General features: G+C 60.1%; 18 protein-coding genes. 13 read left to right on the top strand and 5 right to left on the bottom strand.

Annotated elements, in window-relative coordinates; all coding sequences use genetic code 11:
- Window positions 1–41 precede the first annotated feature (41 nt).
- Together relA and rlmD are read right to left on the bottom strand one after the other, a co-directional pair.
- On the bottom strand, window positions 42–2,255 hold the full coding sequence (gene relA / locus AB5Z09_RS05110) for a GTP diphosphokinase (RefSeq protein WP_005335588.1): 2,214 nt from the start codon (window positions 2,253–2,255) through the stop codon (window positions 42–44).
- 311 nt (window positions 2,256–2,566) lie between these two features.
- Complete coding sequence (rlmD, locus tag AB5Z09_RS05105; RefSeq protein WP_368194773.1) at window positions 2,567–3,889, bottom strand: 23S rRNA (uracil(1939)-C(5))-methyltransferase RlmD; 1,323 nt, start codon at window positions 3,887–3,889, stop codon at window positions 2,567–2,569.
- A gap of 153 nt (window positions 3,890–4,042) precedes the next feature.
- Between rlmD and barA the strand changes: the two genes are divergently transcribed.
- The 7 genes from barA to galE all read left to right on the top strand — a co-directional run bounded on the left by barA (window position 4,043) and on the right by galE (window position 13,043).
- Complete coding sequence (gene barA, locus AB5Z09_RS05100) at window positions 4,043–6,760, top strand: two-component sensor histidine kinase BarA (RefSeq protein ID WP_368194772.1); 2,718 nt, start codon at window positions 4,043–4,045, stop codon at window positions 6,758–6,760.
- Between the two features lie 88 nt (window positions 6,761–6,848).
- On the top strand, window positions 6,849–7,328 hold the full coding sequence (locus AB5Z09_RS05095) for a DUF1456 family protein (protein WP_005335594.1): 480 nt from the start codon (window positions 6,849–6,851) through the stop codon (window positions 7,326–7,328).
- A gap of 34 nt (window positions 7,329–7,362) precedes the next feature.
- A complete protein-coding gene (locus AB5Z09_RS05090) occupies window positions 7,363–8,250 on the top strand; it encodes an N-acetylmuramoyl-L-alanine amidase (RefSeq protein ID WP_368194771.1) in 888 nt (295 codons plus the stop codon).
- Window positions 8,251–8,405: 155 nt separating this feature from the next.
- Window positions 8,406–8,873 (top strand): Dps family protein, encoded by a 468-nt coding sequence (locus tag AB5Z09_RS05085; RefSeq protein WP_021229540.1) that lies wholly within the window; start codon window positions 8,406–8,408, stop codon window positions 8,871–8,873.
- A 289-nt stretch (window positions 8,874–9,162) separates the two neighbouring features.
- Window positions 9,163–10,812, top strand: a complete 1,650-nt coding sequence (gene hcp / locus AB5Z09_RS05080) for a hydroxylamine reductase (RefSeq protein ID WP_368194794.1) — start codon at window positions 9,163–9,165, stop codon at window positions 10,810–10,812.
- A 111-nt stretch (window positions 10,813–10,923) separates the two neighbouring features.
- Entirely contained in the window at window positions 10,924–11,913 is a 990-nt protein-coding gene (locus tag AB5Z09_RS05075; RefSeq protein WP_368194770.1) for an FAD-binding oxidoreductase, read from the top strand.
- A 116-nt stretch (window positions 11,914–12,029) separates the two neighbouring features.
- Complete coding sequence (galE, locus tag AB5Z09_RS05070) at window positions 12,030–13,043, top strand: UDP-glucose 4-epimerase GalE (RefSeq protein WP_005335608.1); 1,014 nt, start codon at window positions 12,030–12,032, stop codon at window positions 13,041–13,043.
- Window positions 13,044–13,112: 69 nt separating this feature from the next.
- On the opposite strand, the gene AB5Z09_RS05065 is transcribed toward galE, so the two are convergent.
- Window positions 13,113–13,814 carry a phosphatase PAP2 family protein gene (locus tag AB5Z09_RS05065; protein ID WP_368194769.1) on the bottom strand — a complete coding sequence of 234 codons (702 nt, stop codon included), beginning with the start codon at window positions 13,812–13,814 and terminating at the stop codon, window positions 13,113–13,115.
- A 258-nt stretch (window positions 13,815–14,072) separates the two neighbouring features.
- On the opposite strand from AB5Z09_RS05065, the gene mpl reads away from it, so the two are divergent.
- Window positions 14,073–15,443, top strand: coding sequence for a UDP-N-acetylmuramate:L-alanyl-gamma-D-glutamyl-meso-diaminopimelate ligase (gene mpl / locus AB5Z09_RS05060; RefSeq protein ID WP_118854605.1), 1,371 nt, complete (start codon window positions 14,073–14,075; stop codon window positions 15,441–15,443).
- Entirely contained in the window at window positions 15,440–16,051 is a 612-nt protein-coding gene (locus AB5Z09_RS05055) for a flavin prenyltransferase UbiX (RefSeq protein WP_368194768.1), read from the top strand. The genes mpl and AB5Z09_RS05055 overlap by 4 nt, the downstream gene beginning before the upstream one ends.
- A gap of 72 nt (window positions 16,052–16,123) precedes the next feature.
- On the opposite strand, the gene AB5Z09_RS05050 is transcribed toward AB5Z09_RS05055, so the two are convergent.
- Window positions 16,124–16,738 carry a TetR/AcrR family transcriptional regulator gene (locus AB5Z09_RS05050; protein ID WP_005335617.1) on the bottom strand — a complete coding sequence of 205 codons (615 nt, stop codon included), beginning with the start codon at window positions 16,736–16,738 and terminating at the stop codon, window positions 16,124–16,126.
- 201 nt (window positions 16,739–16,939) lie between these two features.
- Here AB5Z09_RS05050 and hpt point away from each other — a divergent pair, with 201 nt between their 5' ends.
- The 3 genes from hpt (at window position 16,940) to AB5Z09_RS05035 (ending at window position 19,269) form a co-directional block, all read left to right on the top strand.
- Window positions 16,940–17,470, top strand: a complete 531-nt coding sequence (gene hpt / locus AB5Z09_RS05045) for a hypoxanthine phosphoribosyltransferase (protein WP_005335618.1) — start codon at window positions 16,940–16,942, stop codon at window positions 17,468–17,470.
- 111 nt (window positions 17,471–17,581) lie between these two features.
- Complete coding sequence (locus AB5Z09_RS05040) at window positions 17,582–18,499, top strand: ABC transporter ATP-binding protein (RefSeq protein ID WP_042063102.1); 918 nt, start codon at window positions 17,582–17,584, stop codon at window positions 18,497–18,499.
- The gene (locus tag AB5Z09_RS05035; protein WP_019445351.1) at window positions 18,496–19,269 is read left to right on the top strand and encodes an ABC transporter permease; all 774 of its coding nucleotides are present in this window, start codon (window positions 18,496–18,498) and stop codon (window positions 19,267–19,269) included. The genes AB5Z09_RS05040 and AB5Z09_RS05035 overlap by 4 nt, the downstream gene beginning before the upstream one ends.
- 59 nt (window positions 19,270–19,328) lie before the next feature.
- Here the strand turns inward: AB5Z09_RS05035 and AB5Z09_RS05030 are convergent, their stop codons facing one another.
- Entirely contained in the window at window positions 19,329–21,431 is a 2,103-nt protein-coding gene (locus AB5Z09_RS05030; RefSeq protein WP_368194767.1) for a hypothetical protein, read from the bottom strand.
- Between the two features lie 299 nt (window positions 21,432–21,730).
- On the opposite strand from AB5Z09_RS05030, the gene AB5Z09_RS05025 reads away from it, so the two are divergent.
- On the top strand, window positions 21,731–22,084 hold the full coding sequence (locus AB5Z09_RS05025) for a hypothetical protein (protein WP_239686305.1): 354 nt from the start codon (window positions 21,731–21,733) through the stop codon (window positions 22,082–22,084).
- Window positions 22,085–22,098: the final 14 nt, after the last annotated feature.

Here is a 22,098-nt window from a genome sequence, read left to right as displayed (position 1 = left end):
TCGTAAATGCAGACCGGCCACTGGGGCCGGTCGGTTCGATATCAAAGCCGCTTGGCGCTGATCACATCGTTGAGCTGACTGAGCTTGGCCAACGCCCGGTTGAAAGCGTTGATGTTGTAAATCTCCAGCTCCATGTCGATCTCGGCGGTCTGCTCGCGCACGTTGGAGCGCGAGCGCACCCCCATCACATTGATCTTCTCGTTGGCCAGCACGGTGGTGATATCGCGCAGCAGGCCGGAGCGATCGTTGGAGATGATCCGGATGGTGAGGCCATAGCCGCCGGAGTAGTTCTCCCCCCACACCGCATCGATCAGCCGCTCGGGGTTGCGCCGTGACAACTCTTTCAACTGCTCGCAATCTTCCCGGTGAATGGATACGCCGCGCCCCATGGTAATAAAGCCCTGAATGGAGTCCCCCGGAATAGGTTGGCAGCAGCGGGCAATATGGGTCATCAGGTTGCCGACCCCTTCCACCACTATGTGGTCTTTGGGCTTGTGGCGCATCGGCGCATTGGCCTTCTGCTCCAGCTTCTCCAACAGGCGGCGATCTTCCTCTTCCGCCGTCGGCTTGTTGTAGCAGGTGTCGAGATAGTTGAGCACCTGGTTGATGCGGATGTCGCCGCTGCCGATACCGGCCAGCAGATCGTCGGTGCTCTCCAGATTGAAGCGGCGCAGCATGTTGCCCTTGTCGATCTTGGACATGCTGAGATTGTGGCGATCCAGCTCCTTCTCGAACAACTCACGACCGGCCACGATATTCTTGTCCCGATCCAGTTTTCTGAACCAGGTCGCCACCTTGGCCCGCGCCCGGCTGGAGCGCAGGAAGCCGGCGTTGGGGTTCATCCAGTCGCGGCTCGGGTTCGGCTCTTTCTGGGTGATCACCTCCACCTGATCGCCGGTCTGCAGCGCGTAGGTAAACGGCACGATGCGGCCGTCAATCTTGGCGCCGATGCAGCGGTGACCGATCATGCTGTGGACGTGATAGGCAAAATCGAGCGGGGTGGCGCCTGCCGGCAGGTCGATGACATCCCCTTTCGGGGTGAAGACGTAGACCCGGTCCTCGAACACCTGACTGCGCAGGTCTTCCAGCAGGGAGCCGCTCTCGGAGAGATCCTCCTGCCAGGCGAGCAGCTTGCGCAGCCACTCGATCTTGTCTTCGAAGGTGTTGGCCTTGCCGCCAGCCTGTGCCCCTTCCTTGTAGCGCCAGTGCGCCGCGACGCCGAGCTCGGCATCCTGATGCATCTGGTCGGTACGGATCTGGATCTCGACCGTCTTGCCCTCAGGCCCCACCACTACGGTGTGAATTGACTGGTAGCCGTTGGGTTTGGGGTTGGCGACATAGTCGTCAAACTCGCGAGGAATGTGGTGGAACTGGGTATGGACGATGCCGAGCGCCGCATAGCAATCCTGCAGCCGCTTGGTCACTACCCGCACCGCGCGCACGTCGAACAACTCGTTGAATTCGAGGTGCTTCTTCTGCATCTTGCGCCAGATGCTGTAGATGTGTTTCGGTCGGCCGTACACCTCGGCGTCAACTCCCGCCTCTTTCAACCCATTACGCAGGGATTGCACAAACTCGCGGATGTAGCGCTCGCGGTCGAGCCGCTTCTCGTCGAGCTGCTTGGCGATCTGTTTGTAGGTATCCGGGTGCAGGTAACGGAAGGCGAGATCTTCCAGCTCCCACTTGAGCTGGCCAATGCCGAGACGGTTGGCGAGCGGCGCATAGATGTTGGTGATCTCCTGGGCCATCAGCACCCGGGTCTCTTCATCTGCCGTCTTCGCTTCCCGCAGGCAGGCGATCCGCTCCGCCAGCTTGATCACCACAGCGCGCACATCCTCGACCATGGCGAGCAACATGCGACGCACATTGTCGACCTGCTCCGGCGAGGTTTCGCTGCGATGGAGGGTCTGCAGGGAGCGGATGGCCTCCATCTCCAGCACCCCTTCCACCAGCTTGGCGATCTTGGAGCCGAAGTCCTCGTCCATCCGCTCCTGGCTGATGAGACCGGCTTCGACGAAGGGGTAGATGATGGCCGCTTTGAGAGTGCCGATATCCATGCTGAGCATCTGCAGGATGCCCACCATTTCGATGCCACGCACCAGCAGCTTGCTGGTCAGCGCTTCGTCACCGAGCGTCAGACAATACTGGTAGACGGTTCGCAGCTGATCCTTTTCACTGTCACTCAAGGAGAGCGAGCTGACCCACTCTTCCAGGGTGAAGTTGTCTTTCAAATGAATATCGCGAACCGCAACCATGGTATCAATCCTTTAAATTATCGGGCCGAAAGCTGTCACTTTCTCCCCTCATGAGATTGCCTCAAATGGGGATATCCAGCGCACTTTTCAAGGCATATTGTCCAGAAAGACAATAGAGCGCGCCAACAGGCCCTGCCGAACGACGAGGGTCTAGATTACCCCAATCACACCAGCTCAAACAGCCGCAGACATGCCGGATTGCACATCCGCATCGCCGTACCGATGAGCAGGATGACTTCATATACACACCTGCTCAAAGAGTAACGAACATGCCGGATGACCTATCCGGTATCGCCGAACTGATGAGTCATTTACTCCCGTTCAAACAGCGCCATGGACTCCAGATGACCGGTGTGAGGGAACATATCGAGCATGCCGAGGCGCACCAGACGGTAACCCCCTTTCACCAGTACCTGACTGTCCCGCGCCAGGGTGACCGGGTTACAGGAGACGTAGACCACCCGCTTGGGGGAAAGTTTCACGACGTGTCCCATCACTTCCAGCGCGCCGGGACGAGCCGGATCCAGCAGCACCAGATCAAACCCTTCCCGCGCCCAAGACATGCCGACGATGTCATCGCTCAGGTCGGCCTTGTAGAAACGGGCATTGCTGATGCCGTTGCGACGGGCGTTCTCTTCGGCCCGCTGCACCATGGCCAGTTCACCTTCCACACCCACCACTTCGCGAGCCTGACGGGCCAGCGGCAGGGTGAAGTTGCCGATACCGCAGAAGAGATCGAGCACCTTGTCATCCTTGCTCGCCCCGAGCCATGTCAGCGCCTGCTCCACCATGCTCTGGTTGATGGGACCGTTGACCTGAATGAAATCACCGGGGGCAAATGCAAGAGACAGGCCATCCAGCGAATAGGATGGGGAAAATTGTTGCTGCAGCGCTTCGATGCGATCATCGGCCGCCTGCAGATAGAGGTCGATCCCCTGCACTTTTGCAAACTCCACCAGCAGGGCACGATCCGCCTCATTAGGGCGGCCGGTGTGACGCAGCAGCATCATGATCCCCTGCTCCGCCTGGATAAGCTCCGCATGGCCCAGCTCGCGCTGGCTCTTCAAGCGATTGAGGCACTCACGCAGCGGGGCAATCAGCGCAGAGAGCGGTTCGGCCAGCACAGGGCACCCTTCGATCTCCACCAGATCGTTGCTGTTGCGGCGGCGGAAACCGACCCGGGTGCAGCGACCGTTCTTGTCAAATTTGATGGCCAGACGACAGACCCGGCGATAGGCACGATCTTCACCGGTCAGTACCGGCTCCAGCGCCGGCGCCTTGATGTTGCCCAACCGCTCGAACAGGCTGACCAGTCCCGCGGCCTTGGCGGCTTGCTGATCGGCAACCGACATGTGCTGGGCACTGCAACCGCCGCACTCGCGATAGTGGCCGCAAAAGGGAGCGATACGATTGGCCACCGGGGTCACCACCTGTTGCAAGGCGGCGTGACCATACTGCTTTTTCTCTTCGGTGATGCGTGCCTTGACGGTCTCGCCGGGCAGCGCCCCTTCGACGAAGATCGCCTTGCCCTGATGGCGACCGATACCGACGCAGTGGTGATCGAGGGTGTCTATCGTAAATTCAATGCGTTGGAGCTGGGTGGACTTCTTTTGGGGCTTGAAAAACTGGGCCATAAAACTTGGTGCCTATAGGTGGCTATGTCATGATTGTGGAATCTGCTGCCGGGTATTGTCCCACAAGAATAATAGTATGACCAAATACGGCCACAGAGCCCGTGTATTGCCATCAACCCTATCGCCAACCCTGTTCACTGGTGGCCTGTTCGTATGACCAAATATGGCCTGAGAGCACGCGTTCTCGCCTTTACCATCCTGCCGACCCTGATCATCGGTGGCCTGATGGCCGGTTACTTCACCTTCCACCGCTACCAGCAGCTGGAAAACAACCTCATTGATCAGGGGATCAACATCATCGAACCGCTGGCGATCGCCAGTGAATACGGGATGACCCAGCACAGTCGCGAATCCCTCAAGCGGCTCATTGGCCTGACCCATCGCAAGAACTCCCCCTTCATCAAGTCCATCGCGGTTTTCACCCAGGACAACCAGCTGTTCGTCACCTCGAACTACCACCGGGATTTCACCCGGCTCAGGCTGCCCGATGGCGAACCCATTCCGGATTTGACCAGCGTGACGTTTCAGGGGGACGACATCATTTTGCGCACCCCGATCCAGGCTGAAACCAGTCTGGATGGCTTCCCGCTACCCAGCGATGTAGAGCCGCCGATGATCGGCTACATCTCGATGCAGATGGCGACCGATAGGGCCATGTTGCTGCAGTACCGCGACACCTTCTTTGCGGTGATCATGGTGCTCATCGGGGTGGCCTTCAGTACCCTGTTTGGCTTCCGTCTGGTCAAGAGCGTGACCCAGCCCATCACCAACATGGTGCAGGCGGTGCACAAGATCAGGGAGGGGCGGCTCGATACCCGGGTCAGCGGCCAGCTCACCGGCGAGTTGGATATGCTGAAAAACGGCATCAACGCCATGGCCAAGGCGCTTTCCGAATATCACGAAGAGATGCAGCAGAATATCGATCAGGCCACCTCTGACCTGCGTGAAACCTTGGAGCAGATCGAGATCCAGAACGTCGAACTCGACATGGCCAAGAAACGGGCGCAGGAGGCGGCGCGGGTCAAGTCGGAGTTTCTGGCCAACATGTCCCACGAGCTTCGTACACCGCTCAACGGGGTCATCGGTTTTACCCGCCAGCTGCTGAAAACCAGCCTGACCCCGAGCCAAACCGACTACATGCAGACCATCGAGAAATCGGCGCGCAACCTGCTTGGCATCATCAACGACATCCTCGACTTCTCGAAGCTGGAAGCGGGCAAGCTGCAGCTGGAGCATATCCCGTTCAGCCTGCGCGACACTCTCAACGAGACCATGCACCTGCTCGGCCCCAGCGCCCACGACAAGCAGCTGGAGCTCTCCCTGCGGGTGGATGCCGATGTGCCGGATTACCTCACCGGCGACCCCATGCGTCTGCAACAGGTGCTGACCAACCTCACCGGCAACGCCATCAAGTTCACCGAGCAGGGCAACGTGGATGTCCATATCGAGCAGACCGGCAGTGGCAACCACAAGGTGAGGCTCAACGTCCAGATCCGTGATACCGGCATCGGCATCTCCCAAGAGCAGCAACATCAGCTGTTCCAGGCCTTCAATCAGGCCGACTCCTCCATCTCCCGCCGTTATGGCGGCACGGGCCTGGGCCTCGTCATCACCCAGAAGCTGGTGCAGCAGATGGGCGGCCAGATCCGTTTCGAATCGGAGCTCGGCAAGGGCTCCATCTTCTCGTTCAGTCTGGATGTGGAGGTCTCCCCCCTGCCCCAGACCGATCAACTGCCGCTGGATCGGATCCGTGGCAAACGGCTCTGGCTGCTGGAACCGGATCCCTTCGCGCAAGCCTCCCTGCTCGCCCTGCTGGCGGAGTGGCACCTCGATGTGCACCCACTGACCAGCGATGATCCCTGGCCCGAGATGAGCGAGCAGGAGATGGTGATCATCGGCAGCAGCACCCTGCATACGCCGCAGCAGGTGCTCGGCCGTCTCGACAGACTGAACGGCCAGCAGCAGAACACCATAGTGCTGCTCAGCAGCCACGAGCCAGCGCTCTATGAAGCTATGCTGGCCCATGGCGCCCAGCACTGTCTCTCCAAACCGGTCAACCACCGCAAGCTGCTGCACGCCCTGCTCTCGCCGGAATCGAGCCGCCAGAAACTGCCCGCCCAGCCTGCTCCGCGCCAGTTGCAGCCAATCAAGGTGCTGGCGGTGGATGACAACGCCGCCAACCTCAAGCTGATCGCCGCCATGCTCAAGGAGATGGTGAGTCAGGTGGTGGTGTGCAAAAACGGCAAGGAAGCGGTCAAGCAGGCCCAGAGCCAGCCGTTCGACATCATCTTCATGGATATCCAGATGCCGATCATGGATGGCATCAGTGCCACCCAGGCTATCCGCAACCAGTCCCTCAACACCACCACCCCGATCGTGGCGGTGACCGCCCACGCCATCCCCGGAGAACGGGAGCGGCTGATCCGGCAGGGGATGGACGACTATCTGGCCAAGCCCATCGACGAGAGCATGCTGGCCCAGCTCATCACCGACTTTGCCCATCGCCGCCACCAGAATAATGGTGCCCAACAGATCGACTGGGCACTGGCGGTGCGGCAGGCGGCGGGGAAAGAGCATCTCGCCAGAGAGATGCTGACCATGCTGCTGACCAGTTTCGACGAAGTGGAACCAGTGCTGGATAGCGCGCTGGCTGGCGAAATTGAAGATAGCGAGGTGCTGGCCCAGCTCCATCGCCTCAACGGCGGCTGTGCCTATTCCGGGGTGCCGGGACTGCAACGGCTGCTCTCCCAGCTGGAGCAACAGCTGCGTGACGGCGTGCCGGTGAGCGAGCTGGAACCCGAGCTGCTGGAGCTGCAAGATGCGCTGGAACTGGTGCGCCAGGAGGCGCCCCGCTATCTCGGCAAGGCTTGATGGGCTTGACCTGAACTGTAGCGGCCCCGCTTTTTCTGACGCGAGGGCCGCCAGATGGTAAAGTTGCGCCGTTTACACAGGAGTCAGCATGACCAACAACGATATTCTGCGCCGTCTGCGCTACGCCCTCACCATCAGCAACGACCAGATGGTCGAGATGTTTGCCAAGGGCAACCTGACGGTCACTCACGCCCAGCTGCACAGCTGGTTGATGAAAGAGGCGGCGGAAGGTGAAGAGCAAGAGGCAGGCTATGTCGCCTGTCCCGACTCGGCCCTGAGCCAGTTCCTCGACGGTTTCATCATCGCCCGCCGCGGCGTGCGGGAAGATGCACCGGCCCAGGTGATCCCGAACCGGATCAACAACAACATGATCCTGCGCAAGCTGCGCATCGGTCTCAACTTCAAGGAAGAGGATATGCTCGGCACCCTCAAGCTCGCCGACTTCAACCTCTCCAAGTCCGAGCTCAGCGCCCTGTTCCGCTCCAAGGATCACAAGCACTATCAGGATTGCGGGGATCAGATCCTGCGTAACTTCCTGATCGGTCTCACAGCCAAATACCGCGGCTAACCAGCCGCGCGACTGACCAGACCGGGCCTTCGACATGTGCCAGCGACTCACTCCTCCCACGCTCAGCAGACTGACTGTGGCAGGGGGATGGCGCTGGCGCTGTCTTCTTCCCCTCTTCTGTCTGCCACTGATTCTGCTGCTGGGCGCCTGCACACCATCCGAGTACCAGCTATCTACCCGCTATCAGAGCGCCAACCAGAACGAGCGGATCGCCTTTCTGATCCTCCACTACACCGACGAAGATGATGCCAACTCCCTGCGCCTGCTGACCGAGCCGGAGCACAAGGTGAGCGCCCACTACCTGATCCCCCGCGACAGCCACGAGACCCCGCTACCGGTCTATCAGCTGGTGCCGGACAGCGCGCGCGCCTGGCATGCGGGACGCAGCCGCTGGCACCAATATGCCGGGCTCAATGCCAGCTCCCTTGGTATCGAGATCGTCAACCTTGGCTATCCACCAGAAGATGAGCCGCTGGCCCCCGATGCCCGCCGCTGGCAACCCTATACCCCGCAGCAGATTGCCGCCGTCGGCGCCCTCAGCCGGGAGCTGGTCGCCCGCTACCAGATTCCACCGACCCAGGTGCTGGGCCACAGCGATGTCGCCCCCGAGCGCAAGCAGGATCCCGGCCCACACTTCCCCTGGCGCCAGCTCTATCTGACGTACGGGGTCGGCGCCTGGCCAGATGAAGGTCGGGTGGCCGAGCTACTGGCCAGTCCCTTGCCCGATTGGGATGCGGCCATGTGGCAGCAGCAGCTGGCCCGCTATGGCTACGGCCTGTCCCAAACCGGCCAGTGGGATGAGCAGAGCCGCGCCGTCATGGGCGCCTTTCAACTCCACTTTCGCGCCAGCAAGGTCGATAGCAAACCAGACCGCGAGTGTCAGGCCATCCTGATGGCGCTGCTCGAAAAATACTTCCCCTAATCCTCATCCATTGCCCCCGTTGCTGCGTACTGTTTGATAGCCGTTAGCTATCAAACAGTTAGGCACAAGCAATTGTCCCTGCATTTTGCAAGGCGTTACTCTGAGTGCGTTCCGAAAGAGAATTTAAAACCGATTTCCAAATCTGGAGGTGAATGATGAAAAGCCCGATTGGTCTTGATACTGCTCAATCACAAGCCCTGGCAGCCGAGTTGAACAAATTGCTGGCCAGCTACCAGATCCTCTACATGAACGTGCGCGGCTTCCACTGGAATATCCGTGGCAACCAGTTCTTCGAACTGCACCTGAAATTTGAAGAGATTTACAACGACCTGCTGCTGAAAGTCGATGCTCTGGCCGAGCGGATCCTGACCCTGGATGGCGTGCCCATGCACAGCTTCAGCGACTACCTGAAAGTCTCTGCCATCCCAGAGCAAAAAGGGCTGCACGATGGCCGCGCCTGTGTCGAATCTCTGCTGGAGAGCTTCCGCGAACTGCTGGTCGCCCAGCGCCGTATTCTGGGTCAGGCCGCCGAAGCCGGTGATGAGGGCACTGCCTCCATCCTCTCCGACTATGTGCAGCAGCAGGAAAAACTGGTCTGGATGCTGCGCGCTTATCTGGCCTGATAGTGAACCAAGCCGACTACAGCGTACGTATGCTGGCTTGAGTAAGTACCGGGCCGGAAGCTCCTGACCAGACCACGGCCCAATCCATCTGATTGTTATGTTCTGTTGCAAACCTGAGTTGTCTCTCCTTTTATCCACCCGCTTGCCGTCCTGTTTGGGCGGCTTTTTTTGTTTTTGATCTGCATCAAGGGAATCTTAATTGGCAAATTGAATGCCTATTAAGTTTTTCGCGAGAGGAATAGAATCGCCACAAAACAGACAACTGAAATGTCCAATTAGGAGAGGCATGATGTTTTGTGTGCAATGTGAACAGACAATTCGTACCCCGGCTGGCAACGGCTGTGCCTACGCACAAGGTATGTGCGGCAAGACGGCGGAAACCTCGGATCTGCAGGATGTGCTGATCTACACCCTGCAGGGGCTCAGCGCCTGGGCGCTGGCCGCCCGCGAGCAGGGCATCATAGATCGCGAGATCGATGCCTTCGTGCCCAAGGCCTTCTTCGCTACCCTCACCAACGTCAACTTCGACTCCGCCCGTATTGTGGCTTACGTCAATCAGGCCATCGCTTATCGCCAGCAGTTGGCCGAGCAACTGGCCGGGATGGCGGTGCAGGTCAACGACTTGCCACACTCCGCTTACTTCGAGCCAGGTGCCGAGCTGCTGGAACAACTTGCCCATGCCGCACCAGCCGCCCCCAATCGGGGCAAGAGCGAGGTGAACGAGGACATCATGGGGCTGCGCCTACTCTGCCTTTACGGCCTCAAGGGCGCGGCCGCATATATGGAGCACGCCCGGGTGCTGGATCAGCAGAGTGACGAGGTGGCTGCCGAATTCCATCGCATCATGAGCTGGCTCAGCACAGATCCGAGCGAAATGGGTCGGCTGTTCAACTGCGCCATGGAGATCGGTCAGCTCAACTTCAAAATCATGGAGATGCTGGATTTGGGTGAAACCAGCGCCTTCGGTCATCCGGAACCGACCCAGGTACGCGTCACCCCCATCCCCGGCAAGTGCATTCTGGTCTCCGGCCACGACATGATGGATCTCAAGCTCATTCTGGAGCAGACCAAGGGGACCGGCATCCATGTCTACACCCACGGCGAGATGCTGCCCGCGCTGGCCTACCCCTTCTTCAAGCAGTACCCCCATCTGGTGGGCAACTACGGCTCCGCTTGGCAAAACCAGCAGAAGGAGTTTGCCAACTTCCCGGGCGCCGTGGTGATGACCTCCAACTGCATCATCGACCCGAATGTGGGCAACTACTCGGACCGCATCTTCACCCGCTCCATCGTCGGCTGGCCGGGCGTCACTCATCTGGAAGGGGATGATTTCTCCGCCGTGATCGCCAAGGCTCTGGCACTCGATGGCTTCAAACACACCGAGCTCGAGCACTTCATCACCATCGGCTTTGCCCGCAACGCCCTGATGCAGGCCGCACCCGCGGTGATTGAGAAGGTAAAAGCCGGGGAGATCAGCCACTTCTTCCTGGTGGGTGGCTGTGACGGCGACAAGGCCGAGCGAGCCTACTTCACCGAGTTTGCCAAGGCAGCGCCGCGCGACAGCCTGCTGCTCACCCTGGGCTGCGGCAAGTACAAGTTCAACAAGCTCGACTTTGGCGACATCGGCGGTATTCCGCGCCTGCTGGACGTGGGCCAGTGCAACGATGCCTACTCTGCCATTCAGCTGGCGCTGGCGCTCTCCGAAGCGTTCGAGTGCGGGGTCAACGATCTGCCGCTGACGCTGGTGCTTTCCTGGTTCGAGCAGAAAGCCATCGTCATTCTGCTCACCCTGCTCTCCCTTGGGGTGAAAGACATTCGTACCGGGCCGACCGCCCCCGCCTTCCTCACCCCGGCCCTGCTCAAGGTGCTGGAGGAGCAGTTTGGCCTGAAAGGGACCACCACGGCCGAGGCTGACTTGGCCGAGATCCTGGCGGCCTGATCGGCACCTCATGTTGTAAGCGTTTGGCGAGCCGCCCGGCTCGCCTTTTTTCTGGATCCGGCTTTTTCATCAGATGTTTTTCAAACCGTTTCAAACATAAGGAGCCTTGTGATGACCTCTCTCACGCTCACCTGCATTGGCCGCCAACAGAACACCCGCGACGTAGTGAGCTGGCAGCTGGTGCCGCTTTCTGGCAGCCTCCCTCCCGTACTGGCTGGCCAGTGCATCACCCTGCATACCGAGATCGACGGCCAGCCGGAGTGCCGCGCCTATACCCTCTCCTCCAGCCCGCAGGATGCGTGCTGGCAGGTGACCATCAAGGATGTGGGACGGGTCTCCCGCCATCTGCACCAGACCTTGCAGGTGGGAGACAAGATCCGGGCCGATGGCCCGTTCGGCGAGTTCAACCTGACCAACCTCCCTTGCGAGCGGCCGCTGCTGCTCAGTGCCGGTTCCGGCATCACCCCCATGTGGGCCATGCTGCGGGACGAGCTCGCCAAACGGCCGGATGCCGATATCCGCTTTATCCATAGCGCCCGCTCGCCAGCAGATGTGATCTTCGCAGATGACTTGGCTGCAGTGGCTGAGGCCCATGCCGGTATACGCCATGCCCTGATTCTGGAAGATGCCCCAGCAGATCACCCTTGGATTGGCCGACTCACCCCCGCCATGCTGGCCGAACTGGCTCCAGATCTGCGCGAACGCCATGTCTATCTCTGCGGCCCGGCCCCCTATATGGCGGCGGTCAGCGCCATGCTGGCAGAGCTGGGATTGCCGCCGGAGCAACTGCATCAGGAGTCCTTTGGACTTCCTCCCACAGAGCCCGCCGTTACCACCAGCGACCACTTCTGGCTGACCCTGAAAAAGAGCGGCAAGAAAGTGAAAATCCTGCCGGGTCAGACCCTGTTGGCGGCGCTGGAAGCGGCGGGCGAAACCATGATGGCGGCTTGTCGCGCCGGGGTATGTGGCAGCTGTCGTTGCACCACCACAGGTGACATCGAGCGCCAGAGCGTGATGACCCTGAGTGCTCAGGATCTGGAGAGCGGCGTTGCTCTGGCCTGCTCCTGCACTGCGAAAGGGGATATCGGCCTCGATTATTGAGGCGTGGTGAAGGCTTTTGTGACGTGCGGTGAAGGCGTCATCGGTATCCCAACCTTTTCCCAAGTAGACAGGGGCGCTAGACTCTGCCCCAGTTTCACCAGAACACGGGATAAAAAATGACAATACTGGTCACAGGGGGCGCTGGCTATATCGGCTCCCACACCCTGGTTGAGCTGCTGGGCGCGGGGCAGCAGGTCGTGGTACTCGACAACCTATCCAACTCCTCACCGGAGTCACTCAAGCGGGTCGAGCAGATCACCGGCAAGCCGGTCACCTTCGTCGAAGGGGATGTGCTGGACAGAGCCTGCCTGCAGCAGCTGTTTGCCAACCACCAGATCGAATCGGTGATCCACTTCGCCGGCCTCAAGGCGGTCGGAGAGTCGAGCCAGATCCCGCTCACCTACTACCAGAACAACATCAGCGGCACTCTGGTGCTGTGCGAAGAGATGGCCAAGGCTGGCGTTTTCCGGCTGGTATTCAGCTCCTCGGCCACCGTCTATGGCGATCCCGCCTCGGTACCGCTGCGGGAAGATTTCCCCACCAGCGCCACCAACCCCTACGGCCGCTCCAAGCTGATGGTGGAGGAGATCCTCCGTGATCTCGCCAAATCCGATCCCCGCTGGGCCATCGTACTGCTGCGTTACTTCAATCCGGTCGGCGCCCACGAGAGCGGCCTGATTGGTGAAGATCCCAACGGCATCCCCAACAACCTGCTGCCCTATATCAGCCAGGTGGGTGTCGGCAAGCTCAAGGAGCTGGGGGTATTTGGCAACGACTACCCGACCCCGGATGGCACCGGCGTGCGTGACTACATCCATGTGGTGGATCTGGCCATCGGCCACCTGAAAGCACTGGCGCGCATCAAAAGCGACACCGGCGTCTTCACCTACAACCTGGGCACAGGTCAAGGCTACTCGGTACTGGAGATGGTCAAGGCGTTTGAAGCGGCCAGCGGCCGCCCCATTCCCTACCAGATCAAACCCCGCCGCCCGGGCGACATCGCCGAGTGCTGGGCAGAGCCGACGCTGGCCCGTGCCGAGCTGGGCTGGCAGGCAGAACGCGGTCTGGAGCAGATGATGGTCGATACCTGGCGCTGGCAAAGCAACAACCCGAACGGCTATCAAGGCTGATCTCTCGCGGGTTGATAATAAAACGCCCCGACATTTTCATGTCGGGGCGTTTTATTTTGCGACGTTCAATCAGTGGGTCTGACTGCGCAGCAGCGGCACACGGGCCAATCGGGGGGAAATGCGCTCTATCAGCCGATCCGCCAGCGGGGTCAACAGCAGCCAAGGCAGACAGAGGGTCGCCAGCCCCAGTGCGCCGACGTAGACATCGGTAAACCAGTGGGCGCCAGCCAGAATGCGCGGCGTGGAAAAGATCGGCACCATCAGCAATGCGGTGACTCCCGCCCAGCGCGGCAGATAACGCAAGGCGTAGCCGGCGAAGATCATCAGAAACAGGGCGTGATCCCCGGGGAAGCTGTCACCGGAAGAGTCCTTGGTCGGAATAGCACTGATCTGGGTCACCCGCAGCGCATCGGCCACCATCAGAGTCGGGCTGGGTCGCGCCACCGGCAATCGGTGACCAAGCTGGTTGATCACCAGTGCGCTCAGCAACATCACTATGCCCATCGCCACCAGTTGGCGACGACCCGCCAAATCCCGGGCGAAGAAGCAGCGGGCCAGGATCAGCCCCATACAAGCCAACACCGCCAAATCGAACAGCCGGTTATTGGTGATGGCCACCAGATCGGCCCACAGAACCGACTGCCCGAGCCAGCCGTTAACGGTATGAAAAATCGCGAGGTCCCACTGATCCCAGGGACCATGAGCGGGCAGCGCAGCCCAACTGATGGCCACCAGACCACCGACCAGATAGCAAAGCAGGAACTTGCCCATGGGGACTCTCCTTTGGAAAAGGGCGATATCGTAAAACTGTAGCGTGCGTCACAAAACCGAAGAATTGTAAGAAAGTGCGACACAATATCAAGCCTCAAATAAAGCCCGACCGCCCATTCCAATCTCGCATATCCCAACAGCGCCAAGATTTCTGCCTCCGGTGCTGCATCTGTGGGCCTCTCACCATGAGTGCGGCTTGTGCCACCACCGCAACACCCCCTAGAATGCGCACTTCCCTTTACTGCGAAAGGAAGCGGTATGCATATTCACATTCTCGGGATCTGCGGCACCTTTATGGGTGGTCTGGCGGTGTTGGCAAAACAGCTTGGTTACCGGGTGACCGGTTCGGATGCCAATGTCTATCCCCCCATGAGTACCCAGCTCGAGCAACAGGGCATCGAACTGACCGAAGGCTATGACCCCTCCCAACTCGATCCGGCGCCGGATCTGGTGGTGATCGGCAACGCCATGAGCCGCGGCAACCCCTGTGTTGAATATGTGCTGGACCGCAATCTGCCCTACATCTCCGGCCCCCAGTGGCTGCTGGAGCACGTGCTGCAAGATCGCTGGGTACTGGCCGTTGCTGGCACCCATGGCAAGACCACCACCGCCAGCATGCTGGCCTGGGTGCTGGAGTACGCCAAGCTGGAGCCCGGCTTCCTCATTGGCGGCGTGCCGGGCAACTTCCCGGTCTCGGCCCGTCTCGGCTCTGCCCCCTTCTTCGTCATCGAAGCGGACGAGTATGACTGCGCCTTCTTCGACAAGCGCTCCAAATTCGTTCACTACCACCCGCGCACCCTGGTGATGAACAACCTGGAGTTCGACCACGCGGATATCTTCCCGGATCTCGCCGCGATCCAGCGCCAGTTCCACCACCTGATGCGCACCGTGCCGAGCAACGGCCGGGTGCTGTTCCCGCAAGCCGATGACAACCTCACCGCCGTACGCAAGATGGGCTGCTGGAGCGAAGTGGAGCTAGTGGGTCAGAACGACGCCAAGTGGAAGGCGGTCAAGCTGGCCGACGACGGCTCCGCCTTCGAGGTGTGGCTGGATGGCGAAAAACAGGGCGAGGTGCACTGGGAGTGCATCGGCGAACACAACGTCAACAACGGTCTGATGGCCATCGCGGCCGCCCGCCATGCCGGTGTAATGGTGGAGCACGGTATTGCGGCGCTCTGCCAATTCAAATCCCCCAAACGGCGGATGGAGCTCAAAGGCGAGGTGGCAGGCATCAGTGTCTATGACGACTTTGCCCACCACCCCACCGCCATCGAGACCACTCTCGGCGGCCTGCGCGCCAAGGTGGGAGAAGCCCGTATTCTGGCGGTGCTGGAGCCACGCTCCAACACCATGAAGCTGGGGGTTCACAAGGAGGAGCTGGCTGGCTGCTTCGATGGCGCCGACGAGGTGTTCTTCTTCCAACCCCCCAACATCGGCTGGGATCTCGGCGAGGTGACGGCCCATATGACCCGACCGGCCAAGGTATTCAACGATCTGGAGACCTTGATCAACCGGTTGGTAGCCGAGAGCCGCGATGGCGACCATATTCTGATCATGAGCAACGGCGGCTTCGGTGGCATTCATGACAAGCTGATCGCCCGCCTCAAGGATTACCACGGCGAACTATGAACAAAGCGATCACCCTGGCGCTGACCGGCGCCTCCGGCGCCCCCTACGCCCTGCGCCTGCTCCAGTGTCTGGTGCAGGCGGACTATCGGGTCTACCTGCTCGCCTCATCGGCGGCTCGTGTGGTACTCAAGACCGAACAGCAACAGGATTGGCCCGGCTCGCCGAAAGAACTGTCGGCGTACCTCTGCCGCCAATATGGCGCCAAGGAGGGGCAGATTGTCGCCTGCGGCAAGGAGGAGTGGTTCTCGCCGGTCGCCTCCGGTTCGGCCGCCCCCAAACATATGGTGGTCTGCCCCTGCTCCATGGGCACCGTCTCGGCCATTGCCAACGGCACCTCGGACAACCTGCTGGAACGGGCGGCGGATGTGGTGATCAAGGAGCGCGGCCAGCTGATCCTGGTGCCCCGCGAAACCCCCTTCTCGGCGCTCCATCTGGAGAACATGCTGAAACTGGCACGGCTCGGGGTGACCATCATGCCCGCTGCGCCCGGTTTCTATCATGAGCCGAAAGGCATCGAGGATCTGGTGGACTTTATGGTCGCCCGCATCCTCGATCATCTGGGTGTCGAGCATGAGCTGACCCGCCGCTGGGGCTATGGCCACCAGTGAGGTGACCGCCATATCCGGCCATAAAAAAACGGCGCCACTCAATGAGTGACGCCTTTTTTTCGTTAAGCCGTGTTAGCGAGCCTGAATTGGCGCCGTCACGTACTTGAACAGGAAATCAGTCACCTCTTGGCGCACCGGGCGCTGAGGTTGATTGATCATCTGCATCATAACATAGCCAAAACCGGTCAGAGAGCGGGCCAGATCCTGTGCTGACAGCACGCTGGTGATCTCCCCTGCATCCATGGCGGTTTGCAGCTCGCTGGCGATCAGCTCAAGGCACTGATCGAGCAGCCGGGTATAGCGGGGCCATACCTCTTCCCGAACCGATGAGCTCCACTCCAGCCAGATACCGGCATAATCCGGTTGATCGTAGGCGGCATCGACAGAGAGGCGTACATGACGCTGGATCTTGTCGAAAATGGAGCCCTGGTCACCGTATGCCTGCGACAGCATCTGGTTCACAAAGCGTTCGATCTCGGCCAGCACCTCATCTACCAACTCCTCGCGGGTGTTGAAATAGTTGAAGACGGTAGCCACAGAGACCTTGGCCTGTTCGGCTATCTCGGCGTGACCTGCACGGCCAATGCCGCGACGGGAGAACACCTCGATGGCACATTCCATCAATTGGGAGCGACGAGCTTCCGGCGACAGCCGGGTACGACGTCTTATTTCTGCGCGTGGTTCCATAGTTTTTATCATCTAATAGTTATTGATTATGGTGTTTATAGTATTTTAACTAATCATGCCTGAGTGCCTGCTAACTCTATCAATTAAAATAAGCCGATAAAAGCACCACGTATCTCTAGCACCCTTCAACATGAGTGGTAGAATCATCGGTTTTGATATTCATGAACGGCCAAATCCCCTTTGGCCTTATGGGAGTAAGTGATGAAACACACCGTCGAGGTGATGATCTCCGAGGCTGAAGTAGCCGCCCGGATCGCCAAATTGGGTGAAGAGATCACCGCCCGCTATCAGGGTTCTGACGAAGTCGTGATGATTGCGCTGCTGCGCGGTTCCTGCATCTTCCTGGCCGACCTCTGCCGCCAGTGCCAGCTGCCCATCACCCTGGACTTCATGACCGCCTCCAGCTACGGCTCCGGCATGCACAGCACCCGTGACGTCCGCATCCTCAAAGACCTGGACGACGACATCAAGGGCAAGGATGTGGTGATCGTGGAAGACATCATCGACACCGGTTACACCCTCAACAAGGTGCGCGAGATCCTCTCCCTGCGCGAGCCGAAATCCCTGGCCATCTGCACCCTGCTGGACAAACCCTCCCGCCGCGAAGTGCAGGTGCCGGTCGACTGGATTGGCTTCGCCATTCCGGACGAATTCGTGGTCGGCTGTGGCATCGACTACGCCCAGAAGTACCGCAACCTGCCGTTTATCGGCAAAGTGGTACCCCAGGAGTAAGCCAGGTTCAGGAATATCACGGGTGAAGCGGCCTTGTGCCCTTTACTCTGTGCAGGCGGCCTTGGCCGCCTTTTCTGTATCGAGCCGGATTCAACCATCACAGAGGTTGCAATGAACGCACTGGAAATCAGCGGCCTGAAAAAGACCTATCAGGGGGGCGTCGAAGCCCTTAAAGGCATCGATCTTACCGTCAGGCAGGGGGATTTCTTCGCCCTGCTCGGCCCGAACGGCGCGGGCAAGTCCACCACCATCGGCGTCATCAGCTCGCTGGTGAACAAGAGCGCCGGCAAGGTGAAGGTGTTTGGCTACGACATCGACAGCGATCTGGAACAGGCCAAGGCCCAGCTCGGGCTGGTGCCACAGGAGTTCAACTTCAGCCAGTTCGAGAAGGTGATCCAGATTGTCACCCATCAGGCCGGTTTCTACGGCGTGCCCAAGGCAGAAGCCAAGATCCGTGCAGAGAAGTACCTGCGCCAGCTCGATCTGTGGGAGAAGCGCGACATGCCTGCCCGCACTCTCTCCGGCGGCATGAAGCGTCGCCTGATGATCGCCCGCGCCCTGATGCACGAGCCCAAGCTGCTGATCCTCGATGAACCGACCGCCGGGGTCGATATCGAGATCCGCCGCTCCATGTGGACCTTCCTCAAAGAGCTCAACGAACAGGGCGTCACCATTATTCTCACCACCCACTATCTGGAAGAGGCCGAGATGCTCTGCCGCAACATCGGCATCATCGACAAGGGTCGGCTGATCGAGAACACCAGCATGAAGAATCTGCTGGGCAAGCTGGGTCGCGAGACCTTCCTGCTCGACCTTGCGCCAGGTTCTGCCGTACCTGAGGTGCCAGAGTTCAACGGCCGCATGCCGGATGAACGCACCCTCGAGGTAGATCTCGACAAGAGCCAGTCACTCAACAGCCTGTTCGAGCAGCTGTCCAACCAGCAGGTGCAGGTCGTGAGCATGCGCAACAAGGCCAACCGGCTGGAAGAGCTGTTCGTCAATCTGGTCGAAGAGGGGAGAAAAGCATGAATCTGGCCATCTATTACATCGCCTTCAAGAGCATTCTGGCCAAGGAGGTGAGCCGCTTCACCCGGATCTGGATCCAGACCCTGGTGCCACCGGCCATCACCATGAGCCTCTACTTCGTCATCTTCGGCAACCTGATCGGTTCGCGCATCGGTGACATGGGCGGCTTCACCTACATGGAGTTCATCGTGCCCGGCCTCATCATGATGTCGGTGATCACCAACTCCTACTCCAACGTTGCCTCCTCCTTCTTCAGCGCCAAGTTCCAGCGCAATATCGAGGAGATGCTGGTCGCACCGGTGCCCAACTACGTCATCATCGCCGGTTACGTGGGCGGGGGCGTGGCACGCGGCCTCTGCGTCGGCCTTATCGTCACCCTGGTGTCGCTGTTCTTCGTGCCGCTGCAGATCCACCACCTGTTCAGCGTCTGCTTCACCGTGCTGCTGACCGCCATCCTCTTCTCGCTGGGTGGCCTCATCAACGCGGTGTTTGCCAAGACCTTCGACGACATCAGCATCATCCCCACCTTCGTGCTGACGCCGCTCACCTATCTGGGCGGGGTGTTCTACTCCATCAGCCTGCTGCCCCCCTTCTGGCAGGGTGTCTCCCAGGTGAACCCCATCATCTACATGGTGAACGCGTTCCGTTACGGTTTCCTCGGTATCTCCGACGTGCCACTCGGCACCGCCTACCTCATCATCATCGGCTTTATCGTGGCCCTCTACGGTATCGCCTGGTGGCTTATCTCCCGCGGCACCGGCCTGCGCCACTGATTGCCAAAACGGGCACCTCGCGGTGCCCGTTTTCATTGTCCTGCCAGCCTCGGGATGACTTAGACCCGGATGGCGTGATCCTTTAGCAGCCGGGCGGTGAGCTCAAGCTTCTCGTTGCGCTCGGCGGCCCGCTCGGGAACCGTGACGCCCCCCTGCTCATCGACCCGCTCCTGACCGAAGGCATCGTCGATAGCCTGCGCCATGGCGGTGCGACCAGCCGCGAGATCGGGATCGATCAGGCTCTCCTGCATCCGGATCCGGTTCTCGCTGGCCGCCAGCTGCAGTTCCTCCAACTGGGTGGCGAGGGTAGCAATCCGGTTATCGACCCGCTGGGCCAGTTCGAAGAGACGGTTTTCATTCCCTGCCGCCATCGCCAGTCCATCTAGCAGCTCCCCTTTGCGCTGATCAAAGTTGCTTACCGCACGAGCAGCCAGCTCCAGTGCATACGCCTTGGTAGCCATGGCGTTGACTCCGCCCTCCCAACCGACATCTGACCCCACCCCCAGTGTCACGCCAAGGGTAGTATGAAACTTGGCTCCCTGTGGCCCGAAAGCCGCAGTGGCACCGGCCGATGCACCGACACCCAGATTGGCGGAGGCGCGTACTTTGGCCGAAAGGCTATAGGCATCCGCATACTGACTCTTGAGCAGGTTTAGCTGGGCACTCCCCTCTGCTTTCATACCAGCAAAGGCCGAGGCGTTGGCCGTCACGCTGACCACTGGCCCATTGGGCGTCATGATAGCCGCAGCACCGGCCTCCAGCTTGGCATTGGCGACCACCTCGGCCGAGCCTGCCAGCTTGGCGTTAAGCAGGTTGCCGATAGTCCAGCTCCCCTCCACCGACAGCCCCAGCCTGCTCACCAGCTCGGCACTGGCCCCGATGCGCAGCAGACTAAGGTCATGGGGCCCCGGGGTGTAACGCGATCCGTCGGTATCATTGACGATCTTGTTCACCGGATTGAACACCAATGAGCCCTCCGCCTTGCCAATCACCAGCTCGGCCTTGGCACTCGCCTTGTTCTCCTGGGTCAGAGCCACCTTGCCGGCAAACTCTCCTACCGGCGTGTCGCGACGCCCCTCCCACTTGCCAATCTCGATCTTGGCGAAAGCCTCCACCAGCGCACTGGCACTGACCAGCCCGAGCCCGCCAAAGGCCTTCTGGCTCACGGGCTCACCCGGTTTCAGCTCCTTGCTGGCCGCAGAGAGAGGGCTCTTTAGCTCGGCCCGCACACCACTCTGATAGTGCTTGCCTGATGCGGCCTCTCCCTGCCAGAGCGCCTTCTCCTGCGCCTCGCGCTCAAGCCAGGGCTCATTCAGTCCATCCACCAGCGCGGTCAGCAGCTCGGTCCTGAGCAGGCCAATCTCCCCCTGCTTGCTCACCTGCTGCTGAATGCTGAGATCCAGAACCTCCTTGAGGTGGCCCAGCTCCAGCAACTGACTGTGGGTCAGCAGGATATCGCGACCATTCTCCTCGGCAGTGGCTTGCGGCTTGAGCTCGCCCAGTGCCGGCAGAGCCTGACGCAAGGTCCCGCAAAACAGCTGCCACTCGTGGCTTGCTGCGACCTCTTCACGGGTCGGCGCCCGCTCCAACCGTCGCGCCATCATCCCCTCACTCACCCCGAACATCAGGTCTAGCCCCCCTTGCAGCTCCCGCTTGAACAAGTCGTTGGCCCCCTCCTGTTGCAGGCGAGCCAACTCGCTGCACCACTGGCGGATCTGCTGGTTACTCTCGATAGGCTGATTGACTCTCCCCTGCTCGTTGCAGACCCACGCCAACTGAAATGAGGGAGGCTTGCCACCCTGCGCCAACGCCTGACGGCGGACAGCGATGTCATCGACCAGTTTTTGCAACACGGGATCCTGCTGACGAGAGCGGTTCTTGCCCGAGTCGATCCAGAACTGCAGCGCCTGTTCAATCTTCGCCAGCCCGGCCAGTGAAGGCGTTGGCTGGGCCTGATAGTGCCGCACTGCCTGCTTGACCGCCTTGAGTTCCAGGCTCTGCCGATGGCCAATACCACGGCGGATCCCCCTCTCGAACTCCCGGTTACCGGCATCCAGCAGCCGTAGTCTGGCGTTGCCAAGGCGAGCAGTAGCAGGAGGTGTAGCATCAGAGCTTGTCTGCTGATGACGGCTTACATCGATATCCGGGGAGGCAATTTTCATGGCAAGAAACCTGCGTTGATGAGAGAGAAGATCCTCAGCGTACGCCGCCCCCCCTTGTCACCCTGTCAGCGACGGCCCCGCTTTTTTAGGATTCAGACTGACCCGTAAAAGATGTCTGTCAGCTCACAATTTCGGCACAATCACCCGACCCGCCGACCAAAAACGCTAAAAAAATGACGACAAGTGATAAGCAGCCACCGATCAGCCGCATAGGGTGTCACTCTCTCCCTGCCAGAGGTTTGGCCATGTATCACGCTCTCATCACCGCCCTGTACACACAACTTGGACTTCCGCTTCCGATGGCCGGACAGACAGCCACCACCCTCGCCATCAACGACGAACTGGTGCTAACGCTGGCAGAGGATGAGGGCCATCTGGTGATCTACCTGCTGCTACCGGGCCACGCCATGCCCAACACGCCCCTGCTCAACCACCTTGGCGACGAGCCAGTGTTTCTGCTGGATCAGACCGAGCAGGGAGAGACCCTGATCTGGGCCCGCGAGTGGCTCGATCATCTGACGGTCGACAGCCTGCTGCTACTGCTCGAGCGGGCCATCGAGCTGGCTGCCGAACTGCTGACCCACCAGCACGACCGGGAGCAATCGACACAGCCACAGCATCCCGCCTCCACAACCGCCACCATCAGGGTCTAGCGCCCCCATTCTGG

The organism is Aeromonas sp. R2-2 (assembly GCF_040908355.1).
Lineage (GTDB): Bacteria > Pseudomonadota > Gammaproteobacteria > Enterobacterales > Aeromonadaceae > Aeromonas > Aeromonas veronii.
The sequence above is the reverse complement of the archived record's forward strand: the minus strand, read 5'-3'. Positions and strand labels throughout refer to the sequence as shown.

Bases quoted from the DNA above. Each gene is read 5' to 3' on its own strand.
- hpt (WP_005335618.1), top strand. From the start codon at position 16,940: ATGAAACACACCGTCGAGGTGATGATCTCCGAGGCTGAAGTAGCCGCC.
- galE (WP_005335608.1), top strand. From the start codon at position 12,030: ATGACAATACTGGTCACAGGGGGCGCTGGCTATATCGGCTCCCACACC.
- AB5Z09_RS05090 (WP_368194771.1), top strand. From the start codon at position 7,363: ATGTGCCAGCGACTCACTCCTCCCACGCTCAGCAGACTGACTGTGGCA.
- AB5Z09_RS05085 (WP_021229540.1), top strand. From the start codon at position 8,406: ATGAAAAGCCCGATTGGTCTTGATACTGCTCAATCACAAGCCCTGGCA.
- AB5Z09_RS05095 (WP_005335594.1), top strand. From the start codon at position 6,849: ATGACCAACAACGATATTCTGCGCCGTCTGCGCTACGCCCTCACCATC.
- mpl (WP_118854605.1), top strand. From the start codon at position 14,073: ATGCATATTCACATTCTCGGGATCTGCGGCACCTTTATGGGTGGTCTG.
- AB5Z09_RS05065 (WP_368194769.1), bottom strand. From the start codon at position 13,814: ATGGGCAAGTTCCTGCTTTGCTATCTGGTCGGTGGTCTGGTGGCCATC.
- rlmD (WP_368194773.1), bottom strand. From the start codon at position 3,889: ATGGCCCAGTTTTTCAAGCCCCAAAAGAAGTCCACCCAGCTCCAACGC.
- hcp (WP_368194794.1), top strand. From the start codon at position 9,163: ATGTTTTGTGTGCAATGTGAACAGACAATTCGTACCCCGGCTGGCAAC.
- AB5Z09_RS05035 (WP_019445351.1), top strand. From the start codon at position 18,496: ATGAATCTGGCCATCTATTACATCGCCTTCAAGAGCATTCTGGCCAAG.
- AB5Z09_RS05030 (WP_368194767.1), bottom strand. From the start codon at position 21,431: ATGAAAATTGCCTCCCCGGATATCGATGTAAGCCGTCATCAGCAGACA.
- AB5Z09_RS05040 (WP_042063102.1), top strand. From the start codon at position 17,582: ATGAACGCACTGGAAATCAGCGGCCTGAAAAAGACCTATCAGGGGGGC.
- relA (WP_005335588.1), bottom strand. From the start codon at position 2,255: ATGGTTGCGGTTCGCGATATTCATTTGAAAGACAACTTCACCCTGGAA.
- AB5Z09_RS05025 (WP_239686305.1), top strand. From the start codon at position 21,731: ATGGCCGGACAGACAGCCACCACCCTCGCCATCAACGACGAACTGGTG.
- AB5Z09_RS05055 (WP_368194768.1), top strand. From the start codon at position 15,440: ATGAACAAAGCGATCACCCTGGCGCTGACCGGCGCCTCCGGCGCCCCC.
- barA (WP_368194772.1), top strand. From the start codon at position 4,043: ATGACCAAATATGGCCTGAGAGCACGCGTTCTCGCCTTTACCATCCTG.
- AB5Z09_RS05075 (WP_368194770.1), top strand. From the start codon at position 10,924: ATGACCTCTCTCACGCTCACCTGCATTGGCCGCCAACAGAACACCCGC.
- AB5Z09_RS05050 (WP_005335617.1), bottom strand. From the start codon at position 16,738: ATGGAACCACGCGCAGAAATAAGACGTCGTACCCGGCTGTCGCCGGAA.